Consider the following 26,172-nt stretch of genomic DNA (forward strand, 5'->3'; position numbering starts at 1 on the left):
ATGCCCACTTTGTTGCCCACCATCAATTCGCCAGCCGACTTGCGCGCCTTGTCGCGTCAGCAACTCAGCACTTTGGCCGATGAATTGCGCTCGTATGTGTTGCAAAGCGTGGCCAAAACGGGTGGCCACTTGAGTTCCAACTTAGGCACGGTCGAGTTGACGGTGGCGCTTCATTACGTGTTCAACACCCCGCACGACCGCATCGTGTGGGACGTGGGCCACCAAACGTACCCCCACAAAATTTTGACGGGCCGCCGTGACCAAATGAGCACGCTGCGTCAACGTCATGGCTTGAGTGGTTTTCCCCGTCGCGACGAAAGCGAATACGACGCTTTTGGCACCGCTCACTCGTCCACCAGCATTTCGGCGGCCTTGGGCATGGCCGTGGCCGCGCAGCAAAAAGGTGAGCAGCGCCACGCCATTGCCGTGATTGGTGACGGCGCTATGACGGCCGGTATGGCCTTTGAAGCCTTGAACAACGGCGGTGTGACCCATTCCAAACTGTTGGTCATCTTGAATGACAACGACATGTCGATCAGCCCGCCCGTGGGCGCGCTCAACCGCTACTTGGCCCAATTGATGAGCGGCAAGTTCTATGCGGCCGCCAAAGAGGTGGGCAAACAGGTGCTCAAAGGCGCACCGCCTTTGTTCGAGCTGGCCAAACGTTTTGAAGAGCACGCCAAGGGCATGGTGGTGCCTGCCACTTTGTTTGAAAAGTTCGGCTTTAACTACATTGGCCCCATCGACGGTCACGATTTAGAGTCGCTGATTCCGACGCTCGAGAACATCAAACATTTGGAAGGCCCGCAGTTTTTGCACGTGGTCACCAAAAAAGGCCAAGGCTACAAATTGGCCGAGGCCGATCCTGTGGCTTACCACGGCCCAGGTAAGTTTGACCCCGCTGTGGGCTTGGTGCCCAGCACGGGCGTGGCTAAAACCACGTTCACTCAAGTTTTTGGCCAATGGTTGTGCGACATGGCTGAACACGACCCCTTGCTGGTGGGCATCACGCCCGCCATGCGCGAGGGCTCGGGTATGGTGGAGTTTCACAAGCGCTTTCCTGATCGGTATCACGACGTGGGCATCGCCGAGCAGCATGCGGTGACGTTTGCGGCCGGTTTAGCTTGCGAAGGCGTGAAGCCTGTGGTGGCGATTTATTCCACCTTCTTACAGCGCGCCTACGACCAAGTGATCCACGACGTCGCTTTGCAAAAGTTGCCCATGGTGCTGGCGCTCGATCGCGCAGGCATTGTGGGGGCCGATGGCGCGACGCACGCCGGTTTGTATGACATTCCGTTCATGCGTTGCATTCCTAACGTCAGCATGGCCTGTCCTGCCGATGAAAACGAATGCCGCCAGCTGTTGACCACAGCTTACGAGCAAGACCACTGTGTGGCCGTGCGTTACCCCCGTGGCGCTGGCGTTGGGGTGCCCGTGCAACCGGGTTTGCAGGCTTTGCCGTTTGGCAAAGGCGAAGTGCGCCGTGCAGGTCAGCGCATCGCGATTTTGGCGTTTGGCACGCTGCTTTATCCCGCCTTGGAGGCCGGTGAGGCGCTCAACGCAACCGTGGTGAACATGCGTTGGGCCAAGCCTTTGGACATCGAGCTCCTTGCACACATCGCTGCCACGCACGATGCCTTGGTGACGGTGGAGGAGGGGGCCGTCATGGGCGGCGCTGGTTCGGCCGTGCTCGAAGCTTTGCAAGACCTCGAACAACCCAAGCCCGTGTTGGTTTTGGGTGTGTCCGATGTGTTTACGGAACACGGCGACCCTGTGAAGCTGCTTGCCGAATTGGGTTTGGATGCGGCAGGCATTCAAGCCTCTATTGCGAAACGATTTTTAAATCTTTTGAATTAATTTTTAGATTTGAATGCGATGTGAAGCAATTTCACACGTTTTGAATTTTTAAATCGCTTATTTTTTTGCGGGCAAACCCGTGGATTTTGAGCGTTAAGCCTGCATACAATCTCGCCTCGTTGCGTGTCATTCAGGTGATACACCTGAGATTGACAAGCACACTGGTTTAACTATTTGGAGTCTTACATGGACCGTCGTTCCGTTATCAAAAATGCAGGCATTGCTGGCATTTTGGCCGCAGGTGCTGCCCCAGCCGTTCACGCTCAAGCGGCTATTCGCTGGCGCTTGGCTTCAAGCTTTCCTAAGTCGCTTGACACCATCCATGGTGCTGCTGAAACTTTTGCTAAGGCTGTCAAAGCTATGTCAGGTGGCAAGTTTGAAATCTCGGTGCACGCTGCCGGTGAAATCATGCCAGCTTTTGGTGTCGTTGACGGTGTGCAGCAAGGCTCCATCGAGATGGCGCACACAGCCCCTTACTATTTTTTCGGTAAGGATGAGACTTTTGCATTGGGTTGCGCCATTCCCTTCGGATTGAACAGCCGTCAGATGACGGCTTGGATGTATGAAGGCAACGGTTTGAAGTTGATGCGTGAGTTCTACGCCAAGTACAACATCGTCAACTTCCCAGGCGGTAATACAGGCGCTCAAATGGGTGGTTGGTTCCGTAAAGAAATCAAATCTTTGGCTGACCTCAAAGGTTTGAAGTTCCGTATCGGTGGCTTCGGCGGCAAAGTGTTGGAGCGTTTGGGCGTTGTGCCACAAAACATTCCTGGCGGCGATATTTATCCCGCTTTGGAAAAAGGCACCATCGACTCAGCCGAATGGATTGGCCCATACGACGATTTGAAATTGGGCTTCAGCAAAGTGGCGCCTTTCTACTACTACCCAGGTTTCTGGGAAGGTGGTCCTCAGCTCGACTTCTTCATCAACGACAAAGCATTTGCAGCTCTCTCGCCAGAGAATAAAGCCATTGTTGAAGCGGCCGCTGCGATGGCTCACACAGACATGCAAGCCAAGTACGACGCACGCAACCCTGCTGCCTTGAAGCAGTTGGTGGGCTCGGGTACCAAGCTGCGCGAGTTCCCCAAAGACGTGATGGCTGCGGCTTTCAAAGAGTCTATGGCCTTCTACAACGAAATTTCTGCAAAGAACGAAAACTGGAAAAAGGTCTACACCGATTACGCCAAGTTCCGTGGTGATCAAAACTTGTGGTTCCGTTTCACGGAAGCCAAGTTTGACTCCTTCATGCAAGCACAAAAGCTGTAATTTAGTTTTTGTCTCGTGCATTAAAAAGCCGCGCTCAGCGCGGCTTTTTTTTATGCCTGAAGCGTGGGGGTCATTGACTTCACATGCGTCGAAAGGTTTCCAATTCCTGGGCCAAGCGACGGCAGTTTTCCAGCATATCGGGTTGGGTCACATAGAACACTGTGAACTTGCCCGCCAAGGTTCGTGTGTAAAAGCGTGGTGCCATCAGCCATTCCAATCCGCGAACGCGCAGCAGCTTGGCGTAGGCCAGTTCATCCAAATTTTGGTGCTTATCCCAAATCCAAGTTTGGTGAAGGCCCGTTGCGTCGATGCGCACTCGGCTGCGCAGCACATGCCAAGCGGTCCATGCCAGCAGGGCCCAGCCCATGACAAACCAGCCAGCGCTGCGCAAGCCTTCCCAGCCCGTGTCGCCACCGAATTTGCCTTGTTGCCATAAACGCAATAACCAGTAGCCCGACCCCAACACCGTGAGTACGGTGATGCCTTGAAAGGTGCGCGAGAACGCAGGGCCTTCTAAGACGTCGGGTGAGGGGGCAAAGCGAAAAGGTTCAGGGCCCATGAGCGGGGCGGGTGAGGGTGTGGTGTGAAAATCTGTCATGGTATGTGCCGCCAACAAAAAGCCCCTCTCGGAAATGCCGGAGGGGCTTGTGTGTCAAGTCAATGGTTACTTCTTGAAAAGCTCATCCATCTTCTTTTGCTCTTCAGCCGCGTTGTCAGCGTCTGTCGGTTTGGTGCCATCGAGTTTGAGTTCAACGTCTGGCACTTCTTGTTCAGAAGGCATCTCGATCACGACTTTGTCGAGGTCGACTTTTTCTTCTTTGTCCAAGAACATGGTCACAGTCTCGGGGATGAAGATCACGATCACCACCAGCACCAGCTGCATGATCACCCAAGGAATGGCGCCCATGTAGATGTCGTTGGATTTGACGGGCTTCTCAATGCGGCCTTCTTTGAACAAGGTGTCAGCAATGCCGCGCAAGTAGAAGAGGGCAAAGCCGAACGGTGGATGCATGAAGCTGGTCTGCATGTTCACGCACAGCAGCACGCCGAACCACACCATGTCGATGCCCATTTTGTCGGCCACGGGGCCAAGCATGGGCAAGATGATGAAGGCGATTTCAAAGAAGTCGAGGAAGAACGCCAAGAAGAAGATGAACACGTTCACCACAATCAAGAAGCCCACTTGACCGCCCGGCAAGCCCGACAGCAAATGTTCAACCCACTTGGCACCGTCGACACCTTGGAACACCATCGAGAACACACGTGAGCCGATCAAGATGAAGACCACCATCGCCGTCAGGCGCATGGTGCTGTGCATGGCGTCCCAAATCAGGTTTTTGTCCAAGCGGTTGTGCATGGCGGCCAAGAGCAGCGCACCCACGCAGCCCATCGCACCGGCTTCGGTGGGGGTCGCGATGGCGGTGTTGATGCCGGGCAAGCCGCCCATTGAGCCGAGCACGGCAAAGATCAAGAAGGCAGAAGGCACGATACCGCGCAAGCACTTGGCCCACAACGCCCAACCGTTCAAGGTGCGCGCTTCTTTGGGCACACCAGGCACATGCTCAGGTTTGACCAAGCTCAAGCCAAAGGTGTAGAGCGCAAAAATGCCCACTTGCAGCAATGAGGGCCCCCACGCGCCTTTGTACATATCGCCCACGGAGCGACCGAGTTGGTCAGCCATCACCACCAAAACGAGCGACGGTGGCACCAGCTGTGTGATGGTGCCTGAGGCCGCCAGCACGCCCGTGGCGTAGCGCATGTTGTAGCCGTAACGGATCATCACAGGCAGTGAAATCAAGGCCATGGCGATCACTTGACCAGCCACGGTGCCCGTGATGGCGCCCAAGATAAAGCCCACGATGATGACCGAGTAGCCCAAGCCGCCTTTGACAGGGCCAAACAATTGGCCCATCGAGTCGAGCATGTCTTCCGCGAGGCCACACTTTTCAAGAATGGCACCCATGAAGGTGAAGAACGGGATGGCGAGCAACAAGTCGTTGCTGAGAATGCCAAAAATGTTCAGTGGCAAATTGGCCATGAAACTGGCGGGGAACCAGTCCATGCTGATGGCAAAGAAACCACAAGCGAGGCCCAAAAACGCCAGCGAGAACGCGACGGGGAAGCCAATGAGCATCGTGAGGACAAGCCCCCCGAACATGAAGGGCGCGAAGTTTTCCATTTGCATGATCGTGTGTCCTTATTGCACGGGCTTTTCGTAGTGCGTGTCCATTTCAAACTTGCCTTGCAAGTAAGCCACGCGCTTGATGATTTCACTGAGTCCTTGCATGAACATCCATGCAAAGCCCAACGGCAATAACAACATGGCTGGCCAGCGGATCAAGCCGCCAGCGTTGCTAGACATCTCTTGTGTGACGAACATTTTGAGAAATAGCGGAAAGCTCAACCAAGCCAGCATGACCATGACCGGCAGCAGGAAGATCACCAGGCCAAACAAGTCGACATAGATCTGGAGCCGACCTTTGAGCTTGCCGTAGAACAAATCGACACGTACGTGCTCGTTAAGTTTCAGGACCAAGGGCGAACCCAGCATCACGGTGGCCGCAAACAAGTACCACTGAATTTCGAGCCAGCCGTTAGAGCTGATGTCGAAACCGTAGCGAATGAACGCATTGCCTGCTGAAATTAAGGCGGCAGCCATGACGGTGAAAGCCGCGACAGCGCCAAAACGCTCGCTCACCCAATCAACGCCTAACGCAAATTTAAGAAGTTTTGACACAGTGTGCCTCCAGTTTTTTGCCAACCCTTGATGGTACCAAGCCCAAAGGCGAGGGGCCTGTTTAGGCCGTGAAGTTTGTGATGCTGCTGTGAAAAATACTTCAACGGTGTCTGAATGAGCGCATCAAGTCGCGGTTTGTGCTGTTTTTTTGGTTTTTCGGAACGTCCACCAAGGCAACAGCGCACTCAGCGACTGCACGTCACCACTCGACTGCGCCGCGTAGCCGGGCAGGGCGTTCAGCACATCGCGCCAAGCGCGCTCTTGCAGCAAGTCGCGCAGTGCTTGGGTGGCGGGGGTGTCCAAAGCAGACTTGAGGCAGACCAAATGAAAGTGCTCTTGCAACAAAGGCACAAAGCCCAAGCCGCGTGCACGGGCCGTGCTCTCAATGCCCAAACCCACATCACTGCGACCGGAGGCAATCGCCTCGGCCAAGGCGGTGTGCGAGGGCTCATCGTCCGGTAAAGCGTTTAAGTCGCTCAATGTCAGTTGGGCTTGGTCCAGCACATCGTCGAGCAAAACCCGGGTGCCTGTGCCGAGGCTGCGGTGCACAAAGCGGGCACGGGTTTGGACCACGTCTTTCAGGCTATGAAGTTGCAACGGGTTGCCAGGGGCCACGATCAGCCCCTGTACGCGCGTCGCAAATCCGATGATTTTGTGCAGGCCTGGCTGCAGCAAGCCTCGGTACGCTTTGGCCGCGTGCGAGGTTTTGCTGGCTTGCGACTGTGTGTGAAAGCCAGCCAAGGTGCAGCGTCCCTCATTGAGTGCCCGAATCGCGTCCACGCTGCCGCAAAACCGAATGTCTAAATGAAGGCCTTGTTCGGCCGCGTATTCGCGCAGGCGCGGCAGGGCGTCGTCGTGACTGGCGTAGAGCGTCAGCACATGCGCGTCGGGGTCAAACGCGACGGCAAAGGTGCGCTCTAAGTCGGCACGCAAGGCTTCGATTTGCGGTGCCAAGCGCGCTTGGGTTTGACGCTCTGCCCACATCAGCTTGTCGCCAAACTCTGTCAGACGCGCCGATTGGCCTTTTTCCCACACGATGAGTTCATGTCCCATCACCTCTTCCCAGCGTTTGAGTTCGCCCCAGACGTGACGGTAAGACAAATTCAATTGACGGGCGGCTGCTGAAATCGAGCCTTGCTGGGCGACCGCTTGCAGCAAATCCATCAAGGGATGGCGCAGCAACGCCGCGTCAGGCGGGCTGCTCTCTTTGTCGCTGTGGTGATTGAGGGTGTAGTTGAGACGAACGCTATGCACGGGTTTACATATGGTGAGGTTTTAAGTGCCTGGCTAGGATCATGCAAAGTCTAACTGTCCTTATGTCTACGTTCACAGATACCGCTACGGCTTCGCTACAACTCCTCATCGAATTTGACCCTTTGCTCTGGTCCATCGTCGCGCGCTCCTTATGGGTGAGCGTGTTGGCGACCGCCATGGCTTGTAGTTTGGGCATGGTGTTGGGGGCTTGGTTGGGCGTGGCACGGTTCGCGGGGCGTGATGCGCTGCTGACGGTGCTCAACACCTTGTTGGCATTGCCATCTGTGGTGGTTGGCTTGTTGGTGTATTTGCTGCTGTCGCGCACAGGCCCTTTGGGCTTTTTGGGTTGGTTGTTCAGCCTCAAGGCGATGGTGTTGGCCCAAGCCATGCTGGTGTTACCGGTCGTCACAGCCTTGACGCGTCAGTGCGTCGAAGATGCTGAGCGCAGCCATGGCGAGCAATTGCAGTCCCTGGGCGCTGCGCCTTGGATGCGCAGTGTGTTGCTGGCTTGGGATGAGCGCTACACCTTGCTGACCGTGTTGATTGCCGCCTTCGGTCGTGCGATTTCTGAGGTGGGTGCTGTGATGGTGGTGGGCGGCAACATCGAAGGTTTCACACGCGTGATGACGACCGCCATTGCCCTCGAAACCAGCAAAGGTGACTTGCCCTTGGCTCTTGCCTTGGGGTTGGTGTTGATGGCGGTGGTGCTGCTTTTGAACGTGTGCATTTCGGTTTTGCGGCGCTGGCGTCAAGGTTCAGAAGGCGCGATGTCGGGCGCCGTGCAAGGCGTGCTGGCATGAGCGCGGTGCTGGATTTGAAGCAGGTGTCGGTCCAATTCGGCACCCACACGGCGTTGCGTGAGGTGAGCCTGAGCATTCGCGCCGGAGAGCGTGTGGCGTTGGTCGGCGCCAATGGGTGTGGCAAAAGCACGCTCTTGCGTGTGGCGCATGGTTTGTTGCCAGCGTCGCAAGGCCAAGTGCGTGCAGCACCCTCGGTGCGTCAAGCCATGGTGTTTCAGCGACCGCACATGTTGCGTACCTCGGTTGTGCGTTTTGTGATGTGGGGCTTGTGGTTGCAGGGCGTGCCTTGGCGTGCGGCCAAGGCGCAGGCGATGGTCGCGTTGCATCGTGTCGATTTGCAAGACTTGGCCGAGCGTCCCGCGCGCACCTTGTCGGGCGGCCAGCAACAGCGCTTGGCGTTGGCCCGCGCTTGGGCTTTGCAACCCGACTGTGTGTTGCTGGACGAACCCACGTCGAGCCTCGACCCGCATGCCAAGCGAGAGGTGGAGCAAATGATGGCCGATTGGGTGGCCACCTCTGGGGTCACCTTGCTGTTCAGCAGCCACAACTTGGGCCAAGTCAAACGCTTGGCGACGCGCGTGATTTATTTAGAAGTTGGTCGCGTGTTGGCCGATTTGCCCGTGGATCATTTTTTCAATCAGCCGTTGGCAGACAGCCATCCGCAGGCGCATTTGTTTCTTAAAGGAGAGTTGGTATGACAGGTCGCACACATTTGTTGTCGTTGGCCGCAGGGTTGGCATGGGGCCTGTGTTTGGGGGGCAGCGCGGTGCAGGCGCAAACGCCGAGCATCGTCATGGCCTCGACCACGTCGACAGAGCAGTCGGGTTTGTTTTCACACCTGCTGCCCGCTTTCAAACAGGCCACGGGCATTGAGATCAAAGTGGTGGCCTTGGGCACAGGGCAAGCCTTGGACACGGGCCGTCGCGGTGATGCCGATGTGCTGTTCGTGCACGACCAAGCTGCCGAAGAAAAGTTTGTGGCCGAGGGCTTTGGCGTGAAGCGCTACCCCGTGATGTACAACGATTTTGTGTTGGTTGGCCCTGCGAACGATCCCGCCAAAGTGCGCGGTAAAGACATTGTGTCTGCCTTGCAAAAAGTCACGTCCATGCAAGCCAACTTCGTGTCGCGTGGCGACAAAAGTGGCACCCACGCCGCTGAGTTGCGTTACTGGAAGTTGGCGGGCTTAGACAACAAAGGCGTAGGCTACAAAGAGTGCGGTTGTGGCATGGGCCCTGCGTTGAACATCGCGTCTTCTACGGGGGCCTATGCCTTGACCGACCGAGGCACATGGCTGAACTTCAAGAACCGCCAAGATTTGCAAGTGCTGGTGGAGGGGGACAACCGCTTGTTCAACCAATACGGCGTGATGGTCGTCAATCCGGCCAAGCACCCGCACGTCAAAGCAGATCTGGCACAGAAATTTGTGGACTGGGTCGTCTCGCCTGCGGGGCAAGCGTTCATCGCCAGCTACAAAATTGGTGGCGAGACGTTGTTCTTCCCCAACGCCAACAAATAAGGCCTTGAATTGGCCGTTTTAAATCGTGTCAAAGCCATGCCGTTTCAGCACGGCTTGGCTGAATGGTGATTGCAAGAACGCGATGAACTGACGGGCTAAAAAGGGTTGTTTGCTGCTGCGCACTTGTGCCACGGGGTAAACAACGGGCGCATGCTGGGTCAAGGTCATCACGGTGTTGACGCGGCGTAATTCGCGCAGCGCGTCTGTTTTGTACACAAAGCCTGCATCGACCTCGCCCAAGGCCACAGACTGCAGCACTTGTCGCACGTTCTCCGCGCGTACCCAACGCGGGCGCAACAGGTCTGACAAACCCTCTTGCGCCAGCACTTGTTCAGCGTAGCGGCCTGCGGGCACGGTGGCAGGGTTGCCGATGCCGAGTCGTTTGAATTCGGGTTGCAGCAAGTCTTGCAAGCGTGTCGGGGTGGGGCCCGTGCGTGGTGTGATCAACACCAAATCATTCGCGGCAAATGGCGTTCGGCTGGCGGGTTCAATCAAGCGCTCTGCTTGCGCACGGTCCATGGTCTCGACATCGGCGGTTGCCAGTACATCGATGTCTGCACCGCGTTCGAGTTGATTCAACAACAGTGTGGAGGCTGCAAAGTTAAACAGCACGCGCCGATTGGGCTCGGCACGCTCGAAGGCTTGGCCGATTTCCACCATCGCGTCACTCAAACTAGATGCCGCAGAAATGACCAATCGTTGGGGGGCAGCTTGCGCGTGTACGCCGACGAGCATCAACCCCAAGCCAAATAAGGCGCGGCACTGGAACGATCGACGGGTGTGTGGGGCCTTAGACATGTGGGGCGTGACTACGTGTCTGGATGGCGTTTGGGGGGGGAAATTTTTCGATACAACGTGGCGCGGCTGATGCCCAGTCGCTTGGCTGCTTCGGTCACATTGCCGCGCGCTTGTTGCATCACGCGTCGGATGAGGTCGGATTCAACATCTTTCAGCACCTGCGGCGCGGCAGCCAGCGTGGTGGCGCGCTCGGTGGTCGCTGCTGCTTTGAGTTGCACACGTAAGCCTGACCACAGCGGCACTTCGTGCGGTGTATCTCGCTGTCCCACGTCGTGCAGCGATTCCCAAGGCAGTGAAAAGATATCGCTGGCGTGTTCGCGTGCCGTGGGGTTGAGGTGCAAGATTTGGCGTGCATGGCGGTTCGCACCGACGATCCAACCATCTGCGTCGATGCCAATCAGACCGTCGTGCTCGTTGCCTTGCAGCAGCCCTGTCCAGTTCACATGCAGCAGCAGGGCGGGGCCATGCTGGCGCAGCAAAGCATTTTCAATGGAGCGCGCAGATTGCGCTGCCAAATGTTGCAACTCAGGGCGTTCGGGCACGTCCACGCCCGTGAGGTCGAGCATGCCCACACATTGCCCGTCGGGCCCAAACAACGGCGAACCTGCGCAACTGAACACGCGGTTGTCTTGCAGAAAATGCTCGCCACGGTGCAGCCAAATGTCGCGATGCTCAGCCAAGGCTGCTCCGATGGCGGAGGTCCCGATGTTGCGTTCAGACAGATCCACACCGACACGCGCGATGGCGTTGGCGTGTTTGTTTTGGCGGTCAATCTCGCCCCGCGTGTCGATGACGATGCCTTGTGCGTCGGTCAGCAAGGCGAAGTAACGTGTGCCTGCGATGGCACGACTGAGCCTGTCTAACTCGGCGCTGGCCGCGTGAAGCAACTGTTGGTTTTGGTCTTGCAGACGTCGCAGTTGTTGCTGGCTGATGGCGTCAAAACTTGCGGCTTGTTGGGGGCTGTGGCCCCAAGACAAACAGCGCTGCCAAGAACGCTCAATCCAATCTTGAATCCACGGGCTGGGGAGCTGCTGTCGCTTGTCCAACACATGTTGCCGCGCACGGTCAATCTGTTCGAGTCGGTCGGAGGGCGGTATGAGGCTGCGCATGGCTCGGATTTTGACCAGATTTTTAAAGCTGTTGTGGTCTGTTGTCTCAATTTGAGAAATTCTGAGGGCTAACCCCTCTGGATCAAGGGTTATTCCTTAGGCACGTCTTTGCACAAGGTTCTCAAAATCTTATGCAAATACATTCATAGCCAACTGGAGACCCAGATGCAAAAAATCCTGCACATCAACCCAGACAAATGCACGGGCTGTCTGCAATGCGAGATGGCCTGTTCGTTTGAGAACTACGGCACCTTCGCCACAGCCAAGTCGCGCATCAAAGTGTTTGACTTTCACGAGACGGGCAAAAAAGTGCCTTACACCTGCACGCAATGCGACGAAGCTTGGTGTTTGCATGCCTGCCCCGTGGAGGCGATCACCAAAGACAAAGTCACGGGCGCCATGGTGGTGAACGAAACCACCTGCGTCGGTTGCAAGGTGTGCACCATCGCTTGCCCCTTCGGCACCATCAACTACGTGCAAGAGACCGGCAAGGTGCAAAAGTGCGATTTGTGCGGTGGCGATCCTGCCTGCGCCTCTGCTTGCCCCACCGGCGCCATCACCTTTGTGGACGCCAACTGGACCGGCCTCGACAAGATGAAGCAATGGGCCGACAAACTCGGCAACCAGCCTTCCGCCACTTAAACCCGAATTAGGAGCACACATCATGACTTGGGCTGGAAAAATTCTCCGCATCAACTTGACCACAGGCACGGTCAAAACCGAACCCCTCAACATGCAATGGGCCCGCGACTATGTTGGCTCGCGCGGCTTGGGTTCTAAGTACCTCATCAGCGAAATCGACCCGAAGGTGGATCCGCTGTCACCCGACAACAAGATCATTTGGGCGACGGGCCCTTTGACAGGCACGATGGCGTCGACCGGTGGCCGTTACACCGTCATCACCAAAGGTCCGCTGACAGGTGCCATCGCTTGCTCTAACTCGGGTGGCTACTTTGGCGCTGAGTTGAAGATGGCAGGCTGGGACATGGTGATTTGCGAAGGCAAGTCACCCACGCCGGTTTATCTGTACATCAACGATGACCAAGTGGAACTGCGTGACGCCTCGGGTCTGTGGGGCAAGAGCGTTTGGGAAACTGAGCACGAGTTGAAGAAAACCCTGCAAGACCCGCTGACCCGTGTGTCGTCCATCGGCAAAGCCGGTGAGAACCACGTGTTGTACGCGGCCATCGTGAACGATTTGCACCGCGCTGCGGGTCGCTCAGGCGTGGGCGCTGTGATGGGCAGCAAAAACCTCAAAGCGGTGGCGGTGCGTGGCACCTTGGGTGTAGGCAATGTGCGCGATCCCAAAGCTTTCATGAAGGTCACAGCAGAGAAGAAAAAGATCTTGGCCGACAACGCGGTGACTGGCCAAGGCTTGCCCGCGTACGGCACGCAAGTGCTGATGAACGTGATCAACGAAGTGGGCGCCTTGCCCACCCGCAACCACCGCGATGTGCAGTTCGAAGGTGCCAAAGACATTTCTGCGGAAGCCATGGCCACCCCGCGTGAAACCGATGGCAAGAAGCACTTGGTGACCAACCAAGCGTGCTTTGGTTGCACCATCGCCTGCGGTCGCATCAGCAAGATGGACGAGACCCACTTCACCGTGCAAAACAAGCCGCAATACTGGGGCGCATCGGGTGGTTTGGAGTACGAAGCTGCGTGGGCGCTGGGCGCTGCCAACGGCGTGAAGGATTTGGAAGCGCTGCAATACGCCAACTTGCTGTGCAACGAAGAAGGCATTGACCCCATCAGCTTCGGTGCGACCGTGGGTGCGGTGATGGAGTTGTACGAAATGGGCGTGCTCACGCAAGAGCAACTTGGCATCGATGCCAAGTTTGGTTCGGCACAGGCGCTGGCCTTCTTTGCCGAAGAGACGGTCAATGGCCGCGGCTTTGGCGTCGAAATCGGCCAAGGCTCTAAGCGTTTGACCGAAAAATACGGCCACCCTGATCTGAGCATGAGCGTGAAGGGCCAAGAGTTCCCCGCTTACGACGGTCGCGCCATTCAAGGCATTGGCTTGGCCTACGCCACATCCAACCGTGGTGCTTGCCATTTGCGTGGTTACACCATCGCATCGGAAGTGTTGGGCATCCCAGTCAAGACCGATCCGTTGGAGCACGAAGGCAAGCCTGAGTTGGTCAAAGCGTTCCAAGACGCGACGGCTGCGTTTGATTCGTCGGGCCTGTGCATCTTCACGACCTTCGCTTGGGGCTTGGCCGACTTGGCCCCCCAAATGCAAGCCGCTTGCAACGAGGACTACACCACCGAAGAACTCGAAAAAATTGGCGAGCGTATTTGGAACATGGAGCGCGAGTTCAACAACGCCGCAGGCTTTACCGCCAAAGACGACAGCTTGCCCAAGCGGTTGCTCACCGAAGCCGCCAAAACGGGCCCCGCCAAAGGCAAGGTCAGCATGTTGCCAACCATGTTGCCCAAGTACTACAACGTGCGCGGCTGGGACAGCGAAGGTCGTCCGACGGCTGAAACCAAAGCCCGTTTGGGACTCTGAGGTTCAGCACCATGACACATCACGTCATTCTTGGCGCCGGGCCTGCTGGCGTGATCGCTGCCGAAACCATCCGCAAACACGCGCCCAACGACCGAATCACGCTGGTGGGTGATGAGGTCGAGCCGCCGTATTCGCGGATGGCCATTCCTTATTTGCTGATTGGCAACATCGACGAGCGCGGCACTTATTTGCGCAAAAGTGCCGATCATTACGCGCGTCTGGGCGTGACGCAGGTGCAAGCCCGCGCCGTTTCGGTCGACGTCAAAGCCAAAACCATCCAACTCAGCAACGACCAAGTGCTGTCGTATGACAAGCTGTTGGTCGCCACAGGCTCGCGTCCTGTGCGGCCACCCATTCCTGGCATGGACAGCCCGCAAGTGCATCCTTGTTGGACTTTGGACGACGCGCGCGCCATCATGGCTTTGGCCAAACCTGGCGCCCGCGTGGTGCAAATGGGGGCGGGCTTCATTGGTTGCATCATCATGGAGGCGTTGGCCTCGCGTGGGGTCACGCTCACGGTGGTGGAGATGGGTGACCGCATGGTGCCTCGCATGATGGGCCCAGTCGCTGGCGGCATGATTCGCGCCTGGTGCGAAACCAAAGGTGTGCGCGTGTTCACTGGCGCCAAGGTGGAGGCCATCGTGCCCAATGGCAGCGAGAACCCCGGCTTGTTGTCTAAGTTGGCACAGGCGGTGGGGCTGAATGACGCACCGACCGATGCAGCCTTGACCGTGCGTTTGTCGACGGGTGAAAAAATCCCTGCCGATTTGGTGATCAGTGCCACGGGTGTGAAGCCTTGTATTGATTTTCTCAAGTCATCAGGCATCACCTGTTTGCAAGGCGTGTTGACCGACGAGCACATGCAGACCAACGCAGACGGCGTTTACGCGGCGGGCGATTGCGCCGAAGCGTTTGACAAAGTCAGCGGCACGACCATTGTGAGTGCCATTCAACCCAACGCGGCAGAGCAGGCACGTGTGGCGGCGCTCAACATGGTGGGTCAACAAGCCAGCCTCAAGGGCGTGACGCAAATCAACGTGCTTGACACCTTGGGTTTGATTTCGACCAGTTTTGGCAATTGGCAAGGCGTGTCAGGGGGAGAGCAAGCGTCGCTCACCGCTGATGGTCGTCATTTGAGCTTGCAGTTCAATGGCGACGTGATGGTGGGCTGCAACAGCGTGGGCTGGACCGACCATGTGGGGGTGATGCGCGGTTTGGTGGAAGGGCAAGTGCATTTGGGTGAGTGGAAAGACAAGCTCATGCAAGACCCCACCCAACTCATGGCGGCTTACTTGGCTTGCGCGCAAGGGCAAGGGGCTTGGACAGGTGCGGCTGACACGCGTCGGCGTTGACGTGAAAATTGAGCCGACGCCAATGCGCTAACCTAGGCCCCATGGACATCACTTTCAAACTCTTCGCCACCCTGACCGATTATTTGCCACCTGCCGCACGCCGCAGCAACGTGCTGAACATGGAGGTGGACGATGGGATGACGATTGCGCAAATCATCGAACCTTTCGGGATGCCCGAAAAGTTGGTGCATTTGGTGCTCGTCAATGGCACGTTTGTGCCACCAGAGGACAGGGCCAGCAAGGTTCTGAACGACGGCGATGTGTTGGCTGTTTGGCCGCCCGTCGCTGGGGGTTAAGCCCCGTTCGGTTCGGCGCTTTGTCACGCCACGATGCAGTCCGCTTACGACGCTGTTTTTTCCCGCGAAATGGGATGTACCGAAGCCGAATGGCTGGGATGGTTGCCTGCCGCCATTGGGGCGCACGCATGGGAACGCAACGCCACTTCGGTGCTGATTCGTCTTCAAGAAGAGGGCGTCCTGCTGGGACAGCTTCGGATCGATTGGGAACAAGCTGCACCGCGTGCGATTGCGCAAGTGCGCATCCCGTGCTTGAAAGTCAACTTTTGCTTTGAAGGCTTAGACGCCGCTCAGCGCTACCGATTCATGCGCCGCTTTGATTTGTACATGCAACGTGGCGGAGGCTGAGGTGAGTGTTGTGTGGAAGCGTTTGACGCAGTCGGTGGTGGACGGGCCTTCGGCATTGGCGATGCTGGCAGAGGGCGAAGCCTTGCTGCACGCGCAGGGCTTGGTCTTGCGCCGTCCCCCAGTTGCACCCACCACCTGCTGTGGACGCGGTTGCAATGGCTGTGTGTGGGAGGGCTTTGTGGACGCGGCGAATTATTGGCGAGAAGACGCGCTCGCGCTGTTGCAAGCCCAGTTGGCTTAACGCGCTTCAGAAAATGGTTGGCCGTTGACGGTCAAGCCTTGCGCCGAAAACTGTTTGGCTTTGCCCCGTCCCATGCCTGAGACGCGCTTGCGCACATCGGCCCAATTTTGAAACGCGCCTTGAGCCCGCGCGTCGAGTACATGACGGCTGAGCGTCGGGCCCATGCCTTTGAGGCTGTCAAGTTCGGCTTCGTTGGCTTGGTTGATTTCCAAGGCGGATGCCGCAGCGCAGATGACCCAGCAACCCAAGCCGATGAGCGTTCGTTGTACGCGCGACACCTTGGACATGCCGAGTGCTGTTTTTAGCCGTTCAGGTGTTTGAGCTTCCAGACTTGGCGCGTCAGGCTTTGCCCAGCGTGGCCATGTATTGCGTCACACCGCTTTGCACATCGGCAAAAGCATGGTCGCAACCGCTGGCGCGCAGATTGGTCAAGTCGGCTTGGGTGTAGCACTGGTATTTGCCACGCAAGGCGTCGGGGAATGCGACGTATTCGATCAAACCCGCTTGTGCCGCACCGGCCAAGTCGAGTGCCGCCTCACCTTTGCTGGCACGCATGGCGTTGACGACCGACAAGGCCACATCGTTGAAGGGTTGTGCACGGCCCGTACCAAGGTTGAAGATGCCCGACTTGTCGGGGTTGTCCAAGAACCACAGGTTCACCGCCACCACATCGTCGATGAACACGAAGTCGCGCAGTTGAGCGCCGGGGGCATAGCCGCCGTACTCGCCAAACAGCTTCACTTTGCCTTCGGCGTTGAATTGGTTGAATTGGTGGAACGCCACACTGGCCATGCGGCCTTTGTGTTGCTCGCGTGGACCGTAGACGTTGAAGTAGCGAAAGCCCACCACTTGGCGCTTGAACTTCTTGAAGTTGTTGCCGCATTCACGGCGCATGCGTTGGTCAAACAGCAGTTTGGAGTAGCCGTAGACGTTCAGCGGTTGCTCAAACTCAGGCGTTTCGCGGAAGGTGTCGCTACCGCCGTAAGTGGCGGCTGAGGAGGCGTACAAGAGGCGTGTGCCCGCTTGCTGGCAAGCGTTGAACAAACCGCACGACAAGGTGTAGTTGTTGTCCATCATGTACTTGCCGTCGCTCTCCATGGTGTCGCTGCACGCGCCTTCATGGAACACGGCTTCGACTTTGCCAAACGCGTTTTCGGCAAAGAGTTCGTAGAACACATCTTTGTCGAGGTAGTCGGCAATCTTCAAGTCGGCGAGGTTGCGGAACTTGTCCCCTTCGGTCAAATCGTCGACGGCGATGATGTTGTCGATGCCTCGGGCGTTCAAGCCCTTGATGATGTTGCTTCCAATGAAGCCAGCGGCTCCGGTGACGACGATCTTCATGCGAATAACTCCTGATAACTGACGGTGGCCGTGCCAAATTTGCCCACCACCACACCACCGGCCTTGTTGGCCAAGGGCATGGCGTCGCGCAAGCTCAGGCCTGCGGCCACCAAGGCGGCGAGGGTGGCGATGACGGTGTCGCCCGCGCCGGTGACGTCAAACACTTCACGCGCTTGGGCGGAGACATGCAACTCACCTTGGGCATCAAACAAGGTCATGCCTTCTTCGCTGCGGGTGAGGAGCAAGGCGTCGAGTTGCAACGCTTGGCGCAAGGCATGGGCTTTTTGGTTCAACTCCGCTTCGCTGGTCCATTTGCCAATGACTTGCTCCAACTCAGCGCGGTTCGGCGTGATGCAGGTGGCGCCGCTGTAGCGCGAGTAGTCGCTGCCTTTGGGGTCGATCAACACGGCTTTGCCAGCGGCACGGGCGGCGGTGATCATTTGTGTGACGTGGGCCAAACCGCCCTTGCCATAGTCGGAGAACAGCACCACGTGGTGGCTGTTCAAGAGCTTTAGAAATTGGTCGGTCTGCGAGGCCAGCACTTCGTTTTGGGGGGTGTTCTCAAAGTCCACGCGCAACAGTTGCTGCTGGCGGCCAATGACACGCAGTTTGACTGTGGTTTTGAGTTGTGCATCGCGGCCCAAATGGGGCGTGATGCCAGTTTTGGCGACCAAGTCTTCGAGCAAATGGCTGGCATCATCGTCGCCCACCACGGACAACAACGAGGCTTGGGCGCCTAAGCTGACCACGTTGTAGGCCACGTTGGCGCAGCCGCCCAAGCGGTTTTCTTCGCGGGTGATGCGCACCACGGGCACGGGTGCTTCGGGGCTGATGCGGTCAACCGCACCGTACCAATAACGGTCGAGCATGACATCGCCCACTACCAAGACGCTGGCGTGGTTGAGTTGCGCTTGGGGTACGGAAAGAAGTGGGGTGTTCATAGTTCTTCGACGCGGCGGGCGGGGTAGCTGTCCCAAGCTTGGCAGCCGGGGCATTGCCAAAAGTGCTGGGTGGCTTCAAAGCCACAGGCGGCACAGCGGTAGCGTTGTAAGGGTTTGGCCGCACGCTCGAGGGCGCGCTGCACTTGGGGGTGAAATTGCTCGTGTTCGAACTTTTCGTTGGCCACCCACTGCGTGGCGGCCACCAATGATGGTTCGCGTTCTAAATGTTTGGCAAACAAACTGCTGGTGTCGGTTTCGCCTTTGGCGGTACGCAATTGAACGATGGCGCTGAGCACATCCAATGACGCTGTTTTGGCGTAGCTGGTTTCCAGCAAGTTCAAGGCGGCATCCACGCCGTTGAGTTTTTGCGCCAAAGCGGCCAGCTTCGGTGCGAGCAGTGGCAGTGCGGAGGGTACTTGCGAGGCCAGCGTTTCTAGCGTGGCGTAAGCGTCTTGCAGCTGGTCTGTTTGTTCGTAGGCTTTAGACAAAGCCATGCGCGCGCGTGCGCCTTGAGATGCCACTTGAATGGCTTGCTGAAGCAAAGCGATGACTTGGGCACTGTCTTGGGTGACATCGAGTGCTGCGGCTTGTTCGCACAGGTAATGGGCTTGTCGGCCATGAAAGCTGCCTTGGCCGTTGTCGCTGAGTTTTTGGGCAACTGCCGAGGCTTTGGCCCAGTCGCGTGAGCGTTCGTAAATGCCCAACAGCGCCAAGTGTGCTTGCGAGGTGTGTGCTGTGCCTTCGAGTTTGGTAAGGGCATCTTCGGCGCGATCAAGCAAACCTGCCTTCAAGTAGTCTTGTGCCAATGCGTACTGGGCGCGGTCGCGGTCGGTTTGCGTCAGGTCAGCGCGCGACAGCAAATGCTGGTGCACACGCACCGCGCGTTCATACTCGCCACGGCGGCGAAACAAGTTACCCAGCGCAAAGTGCAGCTCGGACGTGTCTGGGTCGTGTTGCACCGCTTCAATGAAGGCGTCAATCGCTTGGTCTTGCTGTTCGTTTAGCAAGTAGTTCAAGCCTTTGAAATACGCCTTGGGGGTTTGACGGTTTTCGAGTCGCAGCTGGCGCAAATCCATGCGCGAGGCGAGCCAACCCAAACCAAAGGCCAAAGGCAGGCCAAGCAAAATCCAGCTGAGGTCAAATTCCATGAGGGGTGTCTGCAGAGGTCGTTTTGGCAGCTTCAGGTTTGGCTGAAGCATCGGTAGGGAGGTGGTGTGCGTGCTGCGCCAAGCGGCGGTGTTTCCACCAGCGCGGCACCATGCCGAGCACGCCAAGGGCGACGCCCAGAATGAAGGCGGCCAACACCACCAGCACCAAGGGGGCTTGCCAAGTGGTGCCAAAGAAAAAATGGACCACGGCTTCGTGCTGGTTGTTCAGCGCAAAAGCGAACAGGGTAAAAAAAATGGCTGCTTTCAGTAACAACTGAAGCAGCCACATGAGGTTTTTCAAGGTAACTCCTCTGTGACGAGGAGATTTTAGCCTTGCAGCCTCTTGAACCGGAGGTTCAAACTCAACGGTTGGGTGCAGACCCCACCATCAATTCCTGAGTTCGTGCATCCACCGCTTCGCGCAGGGCTTTGCCCGGTTTGAAATGGGGCACACGTTTCTCAGGAATTGCCACGCTTTCGCCGGAACGCGGATTGCGTCCCATGCGAGGCGGACGGCGGTTGATCGAAAAACTGCCAAAGCCCCGCAATTCAATGCGGTGCCCGCGCACCAGCGCGTCGCTCATCGCGTCAAGAAGGGTCTTGACAGCGAACTCGGCGTCGCGGTGCGTGAGCTGCCCAAAACGGGCAGCCAGTTCTTCGACCAAGTCTGAACGCGTCATCAGTTGTTGTTGTCGAGCTTAGCGCGCAACAAAGCGCCCAAGCTGGTGGTGCCAGCGTTTTCACGCGAAGACTGTTGCGACAACGAAGCCATGGCTTCTTGTTGGTCAGCTTGGTCTTTGGCTTTGATTGACAACTGGATGTTGCGGGTCTTGCGATCCACGTTCACCACAACTGCAGTCACTTCGTCGCCGACTTTCAACACTTGGCTGGCGTCTTCCACGCGGTCACGCGAGATTTCGCTGACGCGCAAGTAGCCCACGATGTCTTCGCCGAGGTCGATTTCAGCGCCCTTGGCATCCACCGTCTTGACCTTACCGGTCACGATTTGGCCTTTGTCGTTGATCGACGTGAAGGTGGTGAATGGGTCAGAGTCGAGCTGTTTGATGCCCAAGCTGATGCGTTCGCGGTCGACGTCCACAGCCAAGACCAAAGCCTCAACTTCTTGACCCTTCTTGTATTCGCGCACGGCGTTTTCGCCAGTTTCGTTCCAAGACAAGTCAGACAAGTGAACCAAACCGTCGATGCCGGCAGCCAAGCCCACGAACACGCCGAAGTCGGTGATCGATTTGATGGGGCCCTTCACGCGGTCGCCGCGCTTGGTGTTTTGAGCGAAATCTTGCCAAGGGTTAGCTTTGCATTGCTTCATGCCCAAGCTGATGCGGCGCTTGTCTTCGTCGATCTCGAGGACCATGACTTCGACTTCGTCGCCCAATGACACGATCTTGGAAGGAGCCACGTTCTTGTTGGTCCAGTCCATTTCAGACACGTGCACCAAGCCTTCGATGCCGGGTTCGAGTTCCACAAACGCGCCGTAGTCGGCGATGTTGGTGATCTTGCCGAACAAGCGGGTGCTTTGTGGGTAGCGGCGGTTGACGCCCATCCAAGGATCGTCGCCCATTTGCTTGAGGCCCAAGGACACGCGGTTTTTCTCGGTGTCAAACTTGAGGATCTTGGCGGTGATTTCTTGACCTGCCGTGACCACTTCAGAGGGGTGACGGACACGGCGCCATGCCATGTCGGTGATGTGCAACAGGCCGTCGATGCCGCCCAAGTCCACGAATGCACCGTATTCGGTGATGTTCTTGACCACACCGTGAACGATGGAGCCTTCTTTCAAAGTTTCCATCAACTTGGCGCGCTCTTCGCCCATCGAAGCTTCCACCACAGCGCGGCGTGACAACACAACGTTGTTGCGCTTGCGGTCCAACTTGATGACCTTGAATTCCATGGTCTTGTTCTCGTAAGGAGACAAGTCTTTGATCGGACGTGTGTCGATCAATGAACCAGGCAAGAAGGCGCGGATGCCGTTGACCAACACGGTCAAGCCACCCTTGACTTTGCCGCTGGTCGTGCCAGTGACAAATTCGCCAGATTCCAGAGCTTTTTCCAAGCTCATCCACGATGCCAAACGCTTGGCAGTGTCGCGGCTCAAAATGGTGTCGCCGTAGCCGTTTTCAACGCTACCGATCGCGACCGACACGAAGTCGCCAGCTTGGACTTCGAGTTCGCCCTTGTCATTCTTGAATTCTTCGATTGGCACGTAGGCTTCAGACTTGAGGCCAGCGTTCACCACAACGTGGTTGTGCTCAATACGGATCACTTCAGCAGTGATCACTTCGCCTGTGCGCATTTCGGAGCGCTTCAGGGATTCTTCAAATAGGGCGGCAAAAGATTCGGACATTTTTTTCCTTGTGTCTAACCACGGGAAAGAGGACAGCGGAATTGCTGTGCCACATGGGCCTGGGGTTAGCGGTGGGTTGTGGCGTGAGCCACGGGTTAAGTTTTAGATCCGTTGAGCCAATGCGCCAATGCAGCGCGAGGTGAGCCAAACGGGCCAAGTTGTCAGCCTTTTTGAAAGGGCTGTTTGCTTTGCCACCAGTTCAAGACCTGATCTACCGAGGCTTCGATAGAGAGCGAGGAGTTGTCTAGCAGCACCGCATCTTGTGCCGGTTTCAGAGGTGCCACGCTGCGCGATGAATCGCGTGCGTCACGGGCCTCTAAATCGGCGCGAAGACTGTCGAGTGTAGTCGAAATACCCTTTGAAATCAATTGCTTATGACGACGTTCGGCGCGTTGTGCGGCACTGGCGGTCAAAAACACTTTCAGAGGGGCTTGGGGAAAAATGACCGTTCCCATGTCGCGCCCATCGGCCAAAAGACCTGGCAGGCGTTGAAAGCTGAGCTGTAAGTCCACCAAAGCGGTGCGAACCGCAGGTAAAACGGACACTTTCGAGGCATTCATGCCCGCTTCTTCGGTGCGAATGGCGTCGCTCACGTCGGCGTCGCCTAGCCACACGGTCTCACCCTCAAAGCGCACGGGAAGGGCGCGAGCGAGGTCGGCAATCGCGGCTTCGTTTGCCAATTCCAGCGCCAAACCCGCTTGCAAAGCGGCATAAGCGGTCACGCGGTAAAGCGCGCCTGAGTCGAGGTAGTGGTAGCCCAACGCTTGTGCCACGCGGCTGGCCAATGTGCCTTTGCCTGAGGCCGTGGGGCCGTCGATGCAAATGACGGGGATGTCTTTGGTATTCGCATGGGCGACTGAAAACAGGGCTTCGAAGTAGTCGGGGAAGGTTTTCGCCACGCACTTGGGGTCTTCGATGCGCACCGGTACTTGGTCGGCATTGAAGGCCGCAAGCGAGAAACACATGGCGACACGGTGGTCGTCGTAGGTGTGGATGCTGGCGGCTGTCCATTGGCCCTGCGCCGAGGGTGGGGTGTGCTTGCCATGGCTGTGCTGGCCATTTGGCAACGGGTAGATCGTGATCCAGTCTGGGCCTTCTTCTACCGTTGCGCCCAACTTGCGGCATTCGGTCGCCATGGCCACGATGCGGTCGGTTTCTTTGACCCGCCAGCTGGCAATGTTGCGCAGCGTGGTGGGACCGTCTGCGTACAGAGCCATCACCGCCAAGGTCATGGCGGCATCGGGGATGTGGTTGCAGTCAAGGGTGATGGCTTTGAGCGGCCATGCGCCACGTTGGATTTCGAGCCAGTTCGGGCCGCTGGTAATTTTTGCGCCCATTTGTGCCGCCGCATCCATGAAGCGGATGTCGCCTTGGATGGAGTCTGCGCCCACGCCTTGGATGCGGATGCCGTGGCCTTGCGCGATGGCGCCTAAGGCGATGAAGTAGCTGGCTGACGATGCATCGGCCTCGACGTGAATCGTGCCTGGCGACTGGTAGCGGCAGCCTTGCGGAATCGTGAAGCGCTGCCAGCCATCGCGCTGAACGGCAATGCCGTAACGTGCCAACAGGTTGAGCGTGATGTCGATGTAGGGTTTGCTGATGAGTTCGCCCACGACTTCAATCACGATGTTTCGGTCTTTGGCCGCAAGAGGCAGCGCCATCAACAAGGCGGTGAGGAATTGGCTCGATACATCGCCGCGCACTTGAATCGGTGCGTCCACGTTGAGCGAAGGTTGGCCAATGTGCAGTGGTGGGAAGCCGTCGTTGCCTAAATAGTCAATGGAGCAGCCGAGTAAGCGCAGCGCATCGACCAAATCGCCAATGGGGCGCTCATGCATGCGTGGCACGCCTTTGAGGGTGAAGTCGCCACCCAACACGGCCAACGCCGCGGTGAGCGGCCGCATGGCTGTGCCTGCATTGCCCATGAAAAACTCAATGGCATCGTGGTGCTTGAGTTCACCGCCCAATCCCGTGATGGTCACGGTGGTGCCTTGCACGTCCACGCCACAGCCGAGTTGGCGCAGCGCGGCCAGCATCACGCGGGTGTCGTCGGAGTCGAGCAAGTCGTGCACCACGGTCGTGCCTTGGCACAGGGCCGACAGCAACAGCACGCGGTTGGAAATGCTTTTAGAGCCGGGCAACGTGACGGTGCCAGAGGCGCCTTGCAGCGGGGGAAGGTCGAGGAAGGCGGTGGAGAACATCGGGATTAACGTGAAAGGACGTTCGTGGCGGAGATGCGGTGCATCGTCATGAACGTTGGGTTTCAGAAGCTGTGTTGCAAGCGTTGCCTGCTTGAAGTGTCCAAGCCGAGCGCACATCGCTGGCTTGTTGAATCAGGTGTTGAAGCGCTGCGGTGTCGCCTTGTTGCATGGCTGCTTCAAACGCATCGAGGGCCTGGCGAAAGTGCGCCATTTGAGCCAATACTTCGACTTGGTTGGCGCTCAAAATGTCGCGCCAAACAGCAGGGTCACTGGCTGCGATACGCGAAAAGTCGCGAAAGCCGGGGCCCGCCATTTGCAAAAACGTGTCGCCTTGTGCTTGTGCGGTCAAGGCATTGACCGCCGCAAACGCGAGCAAATGTGGCAGGTGACTGACGGCGGCAAATGTCGCGTCGTGCACTTCAGGGGGCATCACCGTGACATGGCTGCCCACGGCTTGCCAAACGGCTTGGGCCGCTTCTAATTGGGTCGTGCCTGTTTCGGGCAAGGGGGTGAGGATGGTGCGGCGCGCTTGGTACAAACCGCTTTCGGCGTGGTCGATGCCTGCCACTTCTTTGCCCGCAATGGGGTGGGCCGGTACAAAGCATGACAAGCGTTCACCCAAGTGCTGCTGTGCCGCGGCGACCACATCGCATTTGGTGGAGCCCACGTCCATCAACAAAGCGTTCGCAGATAAAGCGGGGCGCAGGGCTTGAAAGCTGCTTTGCATGGCGCCCACGGGCACGGCGAGCAGCACCAAATCGGCGTCTTGTACGGCTTCAGCCACGCTGTTGCAGGCTTGGTCAATGACCTGAAGTTCGACGGCGCGTTGACGGGTTTTTTCAGACGCGCTGAAGCCAACGATGTGTTTGACCCAACCCGCCTCGCGCAAGGCTAGCGCGAAGGAGCCGCCCATCAACCCGCAGCCAATGAGCGCCAGTTTGTCGAGTCGCGGTGTCAGCGGCGATCCGGACGTCATTCCGACACAGGGTAAGAACCCAACACCTTGTAGAACGCGCACAAACCTTGCAGCTCTTGCAGCGCAGCCGCCACATGAGGTTGGCTGATGTGGCCTTGGATGTCGATGTAGAAGTAGTACTCCCACTGGCCAGATTTGGCTGGGCGTGACTCAAAGCGCGTCATTGAGACGCCGTTGTTTTTGAGCGGCACCAGCAAGTCGTGCACAGCACCCGGACGGTTGGGCACCGACACCACCAAGCTGGTGCAGTCGTTGCCCGACGCGGGAGGCGTGGCCAAGGTTTGGGGCAAGGCAATGACGGCAAAGCGCGTGCGGTTGTAAGCCTCATCTTGGATGGCGTGGTGCACGATGTGCAGACCAAACTGGCTGGCCGCGCGCTCGCTGGCTAAGGCGGCCCACGTGGGATTGGTGGCGGCCAAACGGGCACCTTCGGCGTTGCTGGCCACCGCTCGGCGTTCGACGTGCGGCAAGTGTTGCGACAACCAGCCTTGGCATTGGGCCAGGGCTTGTGGGTGGGCCATGACGACTTCGATGCCAGCATCTGAATTGATTTGGCGCATCAGGTTGTGGCGAACCAGCAAGCTGACTTCGCCCACCACATGCACGGGCGAGCGCAAGAACAAATCGAGCGACCGAGCGACCACACCTTCGGTGGAGTTTTCCATGCCCACCACGCCATATTGGGCGGTGCCCGCCGCGGTGGCGTGGAAGACTTCGTCGAAGTTGGCGCAGTAAATCAAATTGGCTGCGCTGCCGAAAAACTCAATGGCGGCTTGCTCGCAAAACGTGCCTTGAGGGCCGAGCACGGCCACGCGTTGGGGCGCTTCAAGAGCCAAGCAGGCCGACATGATTTCGCGCCAGATGGACGCGATGTGTTCGTTTTTCAGCGGGCCTGGGTTGGCTTGGGTGATCTTGTCGATCACTTGTGCCACGCGATCGGGGCGGAAGAAGGGGGAGCCTTCGGCGCGTTTGATGTCGCCCACTTGTTCGGCCACTTTGGCACGGTCGTTGACCAATTGCAGCAGCTGTTTGTCGAGTGCGTCGATTTGCACGCGCAAGGCGGCGAGGGCTTCGGATTGAACGGGTTGTTGGCTCATGGTGTTGTTGTTCGTTCAGA

The 26,172-nt window shown here is 57.6% G+C and carries 27 protein-coding genes; 11 read left to right on the top strand and 16 right to left on the bottom strand.

Features of this window, described 5'->3' with window-relative positions; translation table 11 throughout:
• Together dxs and RMS95_RS08630 are read left to right on the top strand one after the other, a co-directional pair.
• Nucleotides 1-1,857, top strand: a complete 1,857-nt coding sequence (gene dxs, locus RMS95_RS08625; protein ID WP_310645329.1) for a 1-deoxy-D-xylulose-5-phosphate synthase — start codon at nt 1-3, stop codon at nt 1,855-1,857.
• 186 nt (nt 1,858-2,043) lie between these two features.
• Entirely contained in the window at nt 2,044-3,123 is a 1,080-nt protein-coding gene (locus RMS95_RS08630) for a TRAP transporter substrate-binding protein (RefSeq protein WP_310645330.1), read from the top strand.
• 79 nt (nt 3,124-3,202) lie between these two features.
• Here RMS95_RS08630 and RMS95_RS08635 read toward each other — a convergent pair whose 3' ends face one another.
• The 4 genes from RMS95_RS08635 to RMS95_RS08650 form a co-directional block, all read right to left on the bottom strand.
• Entirely contained in the window at nt 3,203-3,721 is a 519-nt protein-coding gene (locus RMS95_RS08635) for a hypothetical protein (protein WP_310645331.1), read from the bottom strand.
• Nucleotides 3,722-3,787: 66 nt separating this feature from the next.
• Nucleotides 3,788-5,308, bottom strand: a complete 1,521-nt coding sequence (locus RMS95_RS08640; protein ID WP_310645333.1) for a TRAP transporter large permease subunit — start codon at nt 5,306-5,308, stop codon at nt 3,788-3,790.
• A gap of 12 nt (nt 5,309-5,320) precedes the next feature.
• On the bottom strand, nt 5,321-5,860 hold the full coding sequence (locus RMS95_RS08645) for a TRAP transporter small permease subunit (protein WP_310645334.1): 540 nt from the start codon (nt 5,858-5,860) through the stop codon (nt 5,321-5,323).
• A 123-nt stretch (nt 5,861-5,983) separates the two neighbouring features.
• The gene (locus tag RMS95_RS08650) at nt 5,984-7,114 is read right to left on the bottom strand and encodes a substrate-binding domain-containing protein (protein WP_310645336.1); all 1,131 of its coding nucleotides are present in this window, start codon (nt 7,112-7,114) and stop codon (nt 5,984-5,986) included.
• Between the two features lie 62 nt (nt 7,115-7,176).
• On the opposite strand from RMS95_RS08650, the gene RMS95_RS08655 reads away from it, so the two are divergent.
• The 3 genes from RMS95_RS08655 to RMS95_RS08665 are packed head-to-tail and all read left to right on the top strand — an operon-like array spanning nt 7,177 to nt 9,430.
• Nucleotides 7,177-7,914, top strand: coding sequence for an ABC transporter permease (locus tag RMS95_RS08655; RefSeq protein ID WP_310645338.1), 738 nt, complete (start codon nt 7,177-7,179; stop codon nt 7,912-7,914).
• Nucleotides 7,911-8,612 carry an ATP-binding cassette domain-containing protein gene (locus RMS95_RS08660; RefSeq protein WP_310645340.1) on the top strand — a complete coding sequence of 234 codons (702 nt, stop codon included), beginning with the start codon at nt 7,911-7,913 and terminating at the stop codon, nt 8,610-8,612. The genes RMS95_RS08655 and RMS95_RS08660 overlap by 4 nt, the downstream gene beginning before the upstream one ends.
• On the top strand, nt 8,609-9,430 hold the full coding sequence (locus tag RMS95_RS08665; protein ID WP_310645342.1) for a substrate-binding domain-containing protein: 822 nt from the start codon (nt 8,609-8,611) through the stop codon (nt 9,428-9,430). The genes RMS95_RS08660 and RMS95_RS08665 overlap by 4 nt, the downstream gene beginning before the upstream one ends.
• Nucleotides 9,431-9,448: 18 nt before the next feature.
• Here RMS95_RS08665 and modA read toward each other — a convergent pair whose 3' ends face one another.
• Together modA and RMS95_RS08675 are read right to left on the bottom strand one after the other, a co-directional pair.
• On the bottom strand, nt 9,449-10,228 hold the full coding sequence (modA, locus tag RMS95_RS08670) for a molybdate ABC transporter substrate-binding protein (protein WP_310645343.1): 780 nt from the start codon (nt 10,226-10,228) through the stop codon (nt 9,449-9,451).
• A gap of 11 nt (nt 10,229-10,239) precedes the next feature.
• Nucleotides 10,240-11,337, bottom strand: coding sequence for a helix-turn-helix domain-containing protein (locus tag RMS95_RS08675; protein WP_310645345.1), 1,098 nt, complete (start codon nt 11,335-11,337; stop codon nt 10,240-10,242).
• A gap of 165 nt (nt 11,338-11,502) precedes the next feature.
• Here RMS95_RS08675 and RMS95_RS08680 point away from each other — a divergent pair, with 165 nt between their 5' ends.
• From RMS95_RS08680 to RMS95_RS08705, 6 genes are read left to right on the top strand one after another with little or no spacing between them, the layout of a single operon-like run.
• Nucleotides 11,503-11,979, top strand: coding sequence for a 4Fe-4S dicluster domain-containing protein (locus RMS95_RS08680; protein WP_104798980.1), 477 nt, complete (start codon nt 11,503-11,505; stop codon nt 11,977-11,979).
• Nucleotides 11,980-12,001: 22 nt separating this feature from the next.
• Nucleotides 12,002-13,849, top strand: a complete 1,848-nt coding sequence (locus RMS95_RS08685) for an aldehyde ferredoxin oxidoreductase family protein (RefSeq protein WP_310645347.1) — start codon at nt 12,002-12,004, stop codon at nt 13,847-13,849.
• Nucleotides 13,850-13,860: 11 nt separating this feature from the next.
• Complete coding sequence (locus RMS95_RS08690; RefSeq protein ID WP_310645348.1) at nt 13,861-15,201, top strand: FAD-dependent oxidoreductase; 1,341 nt, start codon at nt 13,861-13,863, stop codon at nt 15,199-15,201.
• 41 nt (nt 15,202-15,242) lie between these two features.
• Nucleotides 15,243-15,497, top strand: coding sequence for a MoaD/ThiS family protein (locus RMS95_RS08695; RefSeq protein WP_104798983.1), 255 nt, complete (start codon nt 15,243-15,245; stop codon nt 15,495-15,497).
• A gap of 33 nt (nt 15,498-15,530) precedes the next feature.
• The gene (locus RMS95_RS08700; RefSeq protein ID WP_310645350.1) at nt 15,531-15,845 is read left to right on the top strand and encodes a hypothetical protein; all 315 of its coding nucleotides are present in this window, start codon (nt 15,531-15,533) and stop codon (nt 15,843-15,845) included.
• A 1-nt stretch (nt 15,846) separates the two neighbouring features.
• The gene (locus RMS95_RS08705) at nt 15,847-16,086 is read left to right on the top strand and encodes an oxidoreductase-like domain-containing protein (protein ID WP_405023375.1); all 240 of its coding nucleotides are present in this window, start codon (nt 15,847-15,849) and stop codon (nt 16,084-16,086) included.
• On the opposite strand, the gene RMS95_RS08710 is transcribed toward RMS95_RS08705, so the two are convergent.
• The 10 genes from RMS95_RS08710 to pheA all read right to left on the bottom strand — a co-directional run bounded on the left by RMS95_RS08710 (nt 16,083) and on the right by pheA (nt 26,152).
• Complete coding sequence (locus RMS95_RS08710; protein WP_310645352.1) at nt 16,083-16,373, bottom strand: helix-hairpin-helix domain-containing protein; 291 nt, start codon at nt 16,371-16,373, stop codon at nt 16,083-16,085. The two genes, RMS95_RS08705 and RMS95_RS08710, sit on opposite strands and share 4 nt — an antisense overlap.
• A 52-nt stretch (nt 16,374-16,425) precedes the next feature.
• Nucleotides 16,426-17,427, bottom strand: a complete 1,002-nt coding sequence (gene rfaD / locus RMS95_RS08715; protein ID WP_310645353.1) for an ADP-glyceromanno-heptose 6-epimerase — start codon at nt 17,425-17,427, stop codon at nt 16,426-16,428.
• A complete protein-coding gene (gene rfaE1 / locus RMS95_RS08720; RefSeq protein ID WP_310645354.1) occupies nt 17,424-18,368 on the bottom strand; it encodes a D-glycero-beta-D-manno-heptose-7-phosphate kinase in 945 nt (314 codons plus the stop codon). The genes rfaD and rfaE1 overlap by 4 nt, the downstream gene beginning before the upstream one ends.
• Complete coding sequence (gene lapB, locus RMS95_RS08725; RefSeq protein ID WP_310645356.1) at nt 18,365-19,516, bottom strand: lipopolysaccharide assembly protein LapB; 1,152 nt, start codon at nt 19,514-19,516, stop codon at nt 18,365-18,367. The genes rfaE1 and lapB overlap by 4 nt, the downstream gene beginning before the upstream one ends.
• Nucleotides 19,506-19,817 carry a LapA family protein gene (locus RMS95_RS08730; RefSeq protein ID WP_310645358.1) on the bottom strand — a complete coding sequence of 104 codons (312 nt, stop codon included), beginning with the start codon at nt 19,815-19,817 and terminating at the stop codon, nt 19,506-19,508. Before RMS95_RS08730 ends, lapB begins: the two co-directional genes overlap by 11 nt.
• Before the next feature lie 61 nt (nt 19,818-19,878).
• Entirely contained in the window at nt 19,879-20,196 is a 318-nt protein-coding gene (locus tag RMS95_RS08735) for an integration host factor subunit beta (protein WP_310645360.1), read from the bottom strand.
• The gene (rpsA, locus tag RMS95_RS08740; RefSeq protein WP_310645361.1) at nt 20,196-21,878 is read right to left on the bottom strand and encodes a 30S ribosomal protein S1; all 1,683 of its coding nucleotides are present in this window, start codon (nt 21,876-21,878) and stop codon (nt 20,196-20,198) included. The genes RMS95_RS08735 and rpsA overlap by 1 nt, the downstream gene beginning before the upstream one ends.
• A 161-nt stretch (nt 21,879-22,039) precedes the next feature.
• A complete protein-coding gene (locus RMS95_RS08745) occupies nt 22,040-24,079 on the bottom strand; it encodes a bifunctional 3-phosphoshikimate 1-carboxyvinyltransferase/cytidylate kinase (protein WP_310645363.1) in 2,040 nt (679 codons plus the stop codon).
• Between the two features lie 46 nt (nt 24,080-24,125).
• On the bottom strand, nt 24,126-25,055 hold the full coding sequence (locus RMS95_RS08750; protein WP_310645365.1) for a prephenate dehydrogenase/arogenate dehydrogenase family protein: 930 nt from the start codon (nt 25,053-25,055) through the stop codon (nt 24,126-24,128).
• Nucleotides 25,052-26,152: a prephenate dehydratase gene (gene pheA / locus RMS95_RS08755; RefSeq protein ID WP_310645367.1), complete on the bottom strand. Its 1,101-nt coding sequence runs from the start codon at nt 26,150-26,152 to the stop codon at nt 25,052-25,054. The genes RMS95_RS08750 and pheA overlap by 4 nt, the downstream gene beginning before the upstream one ends.
• Nucleotides 26,153-26,172: the final 20 nt, after the last annotated feature.

The sequence above is a fragment of the Limnohabitans sp. genome (assembly GCF_031539175.1).
In the GTDB taxonomy this organism is placed as follows: Bacteria; Pseudomonadota; Gammaproteobacteria; order Burkholderiales; family Burkholderiaceae_C; genus Limnohabitans.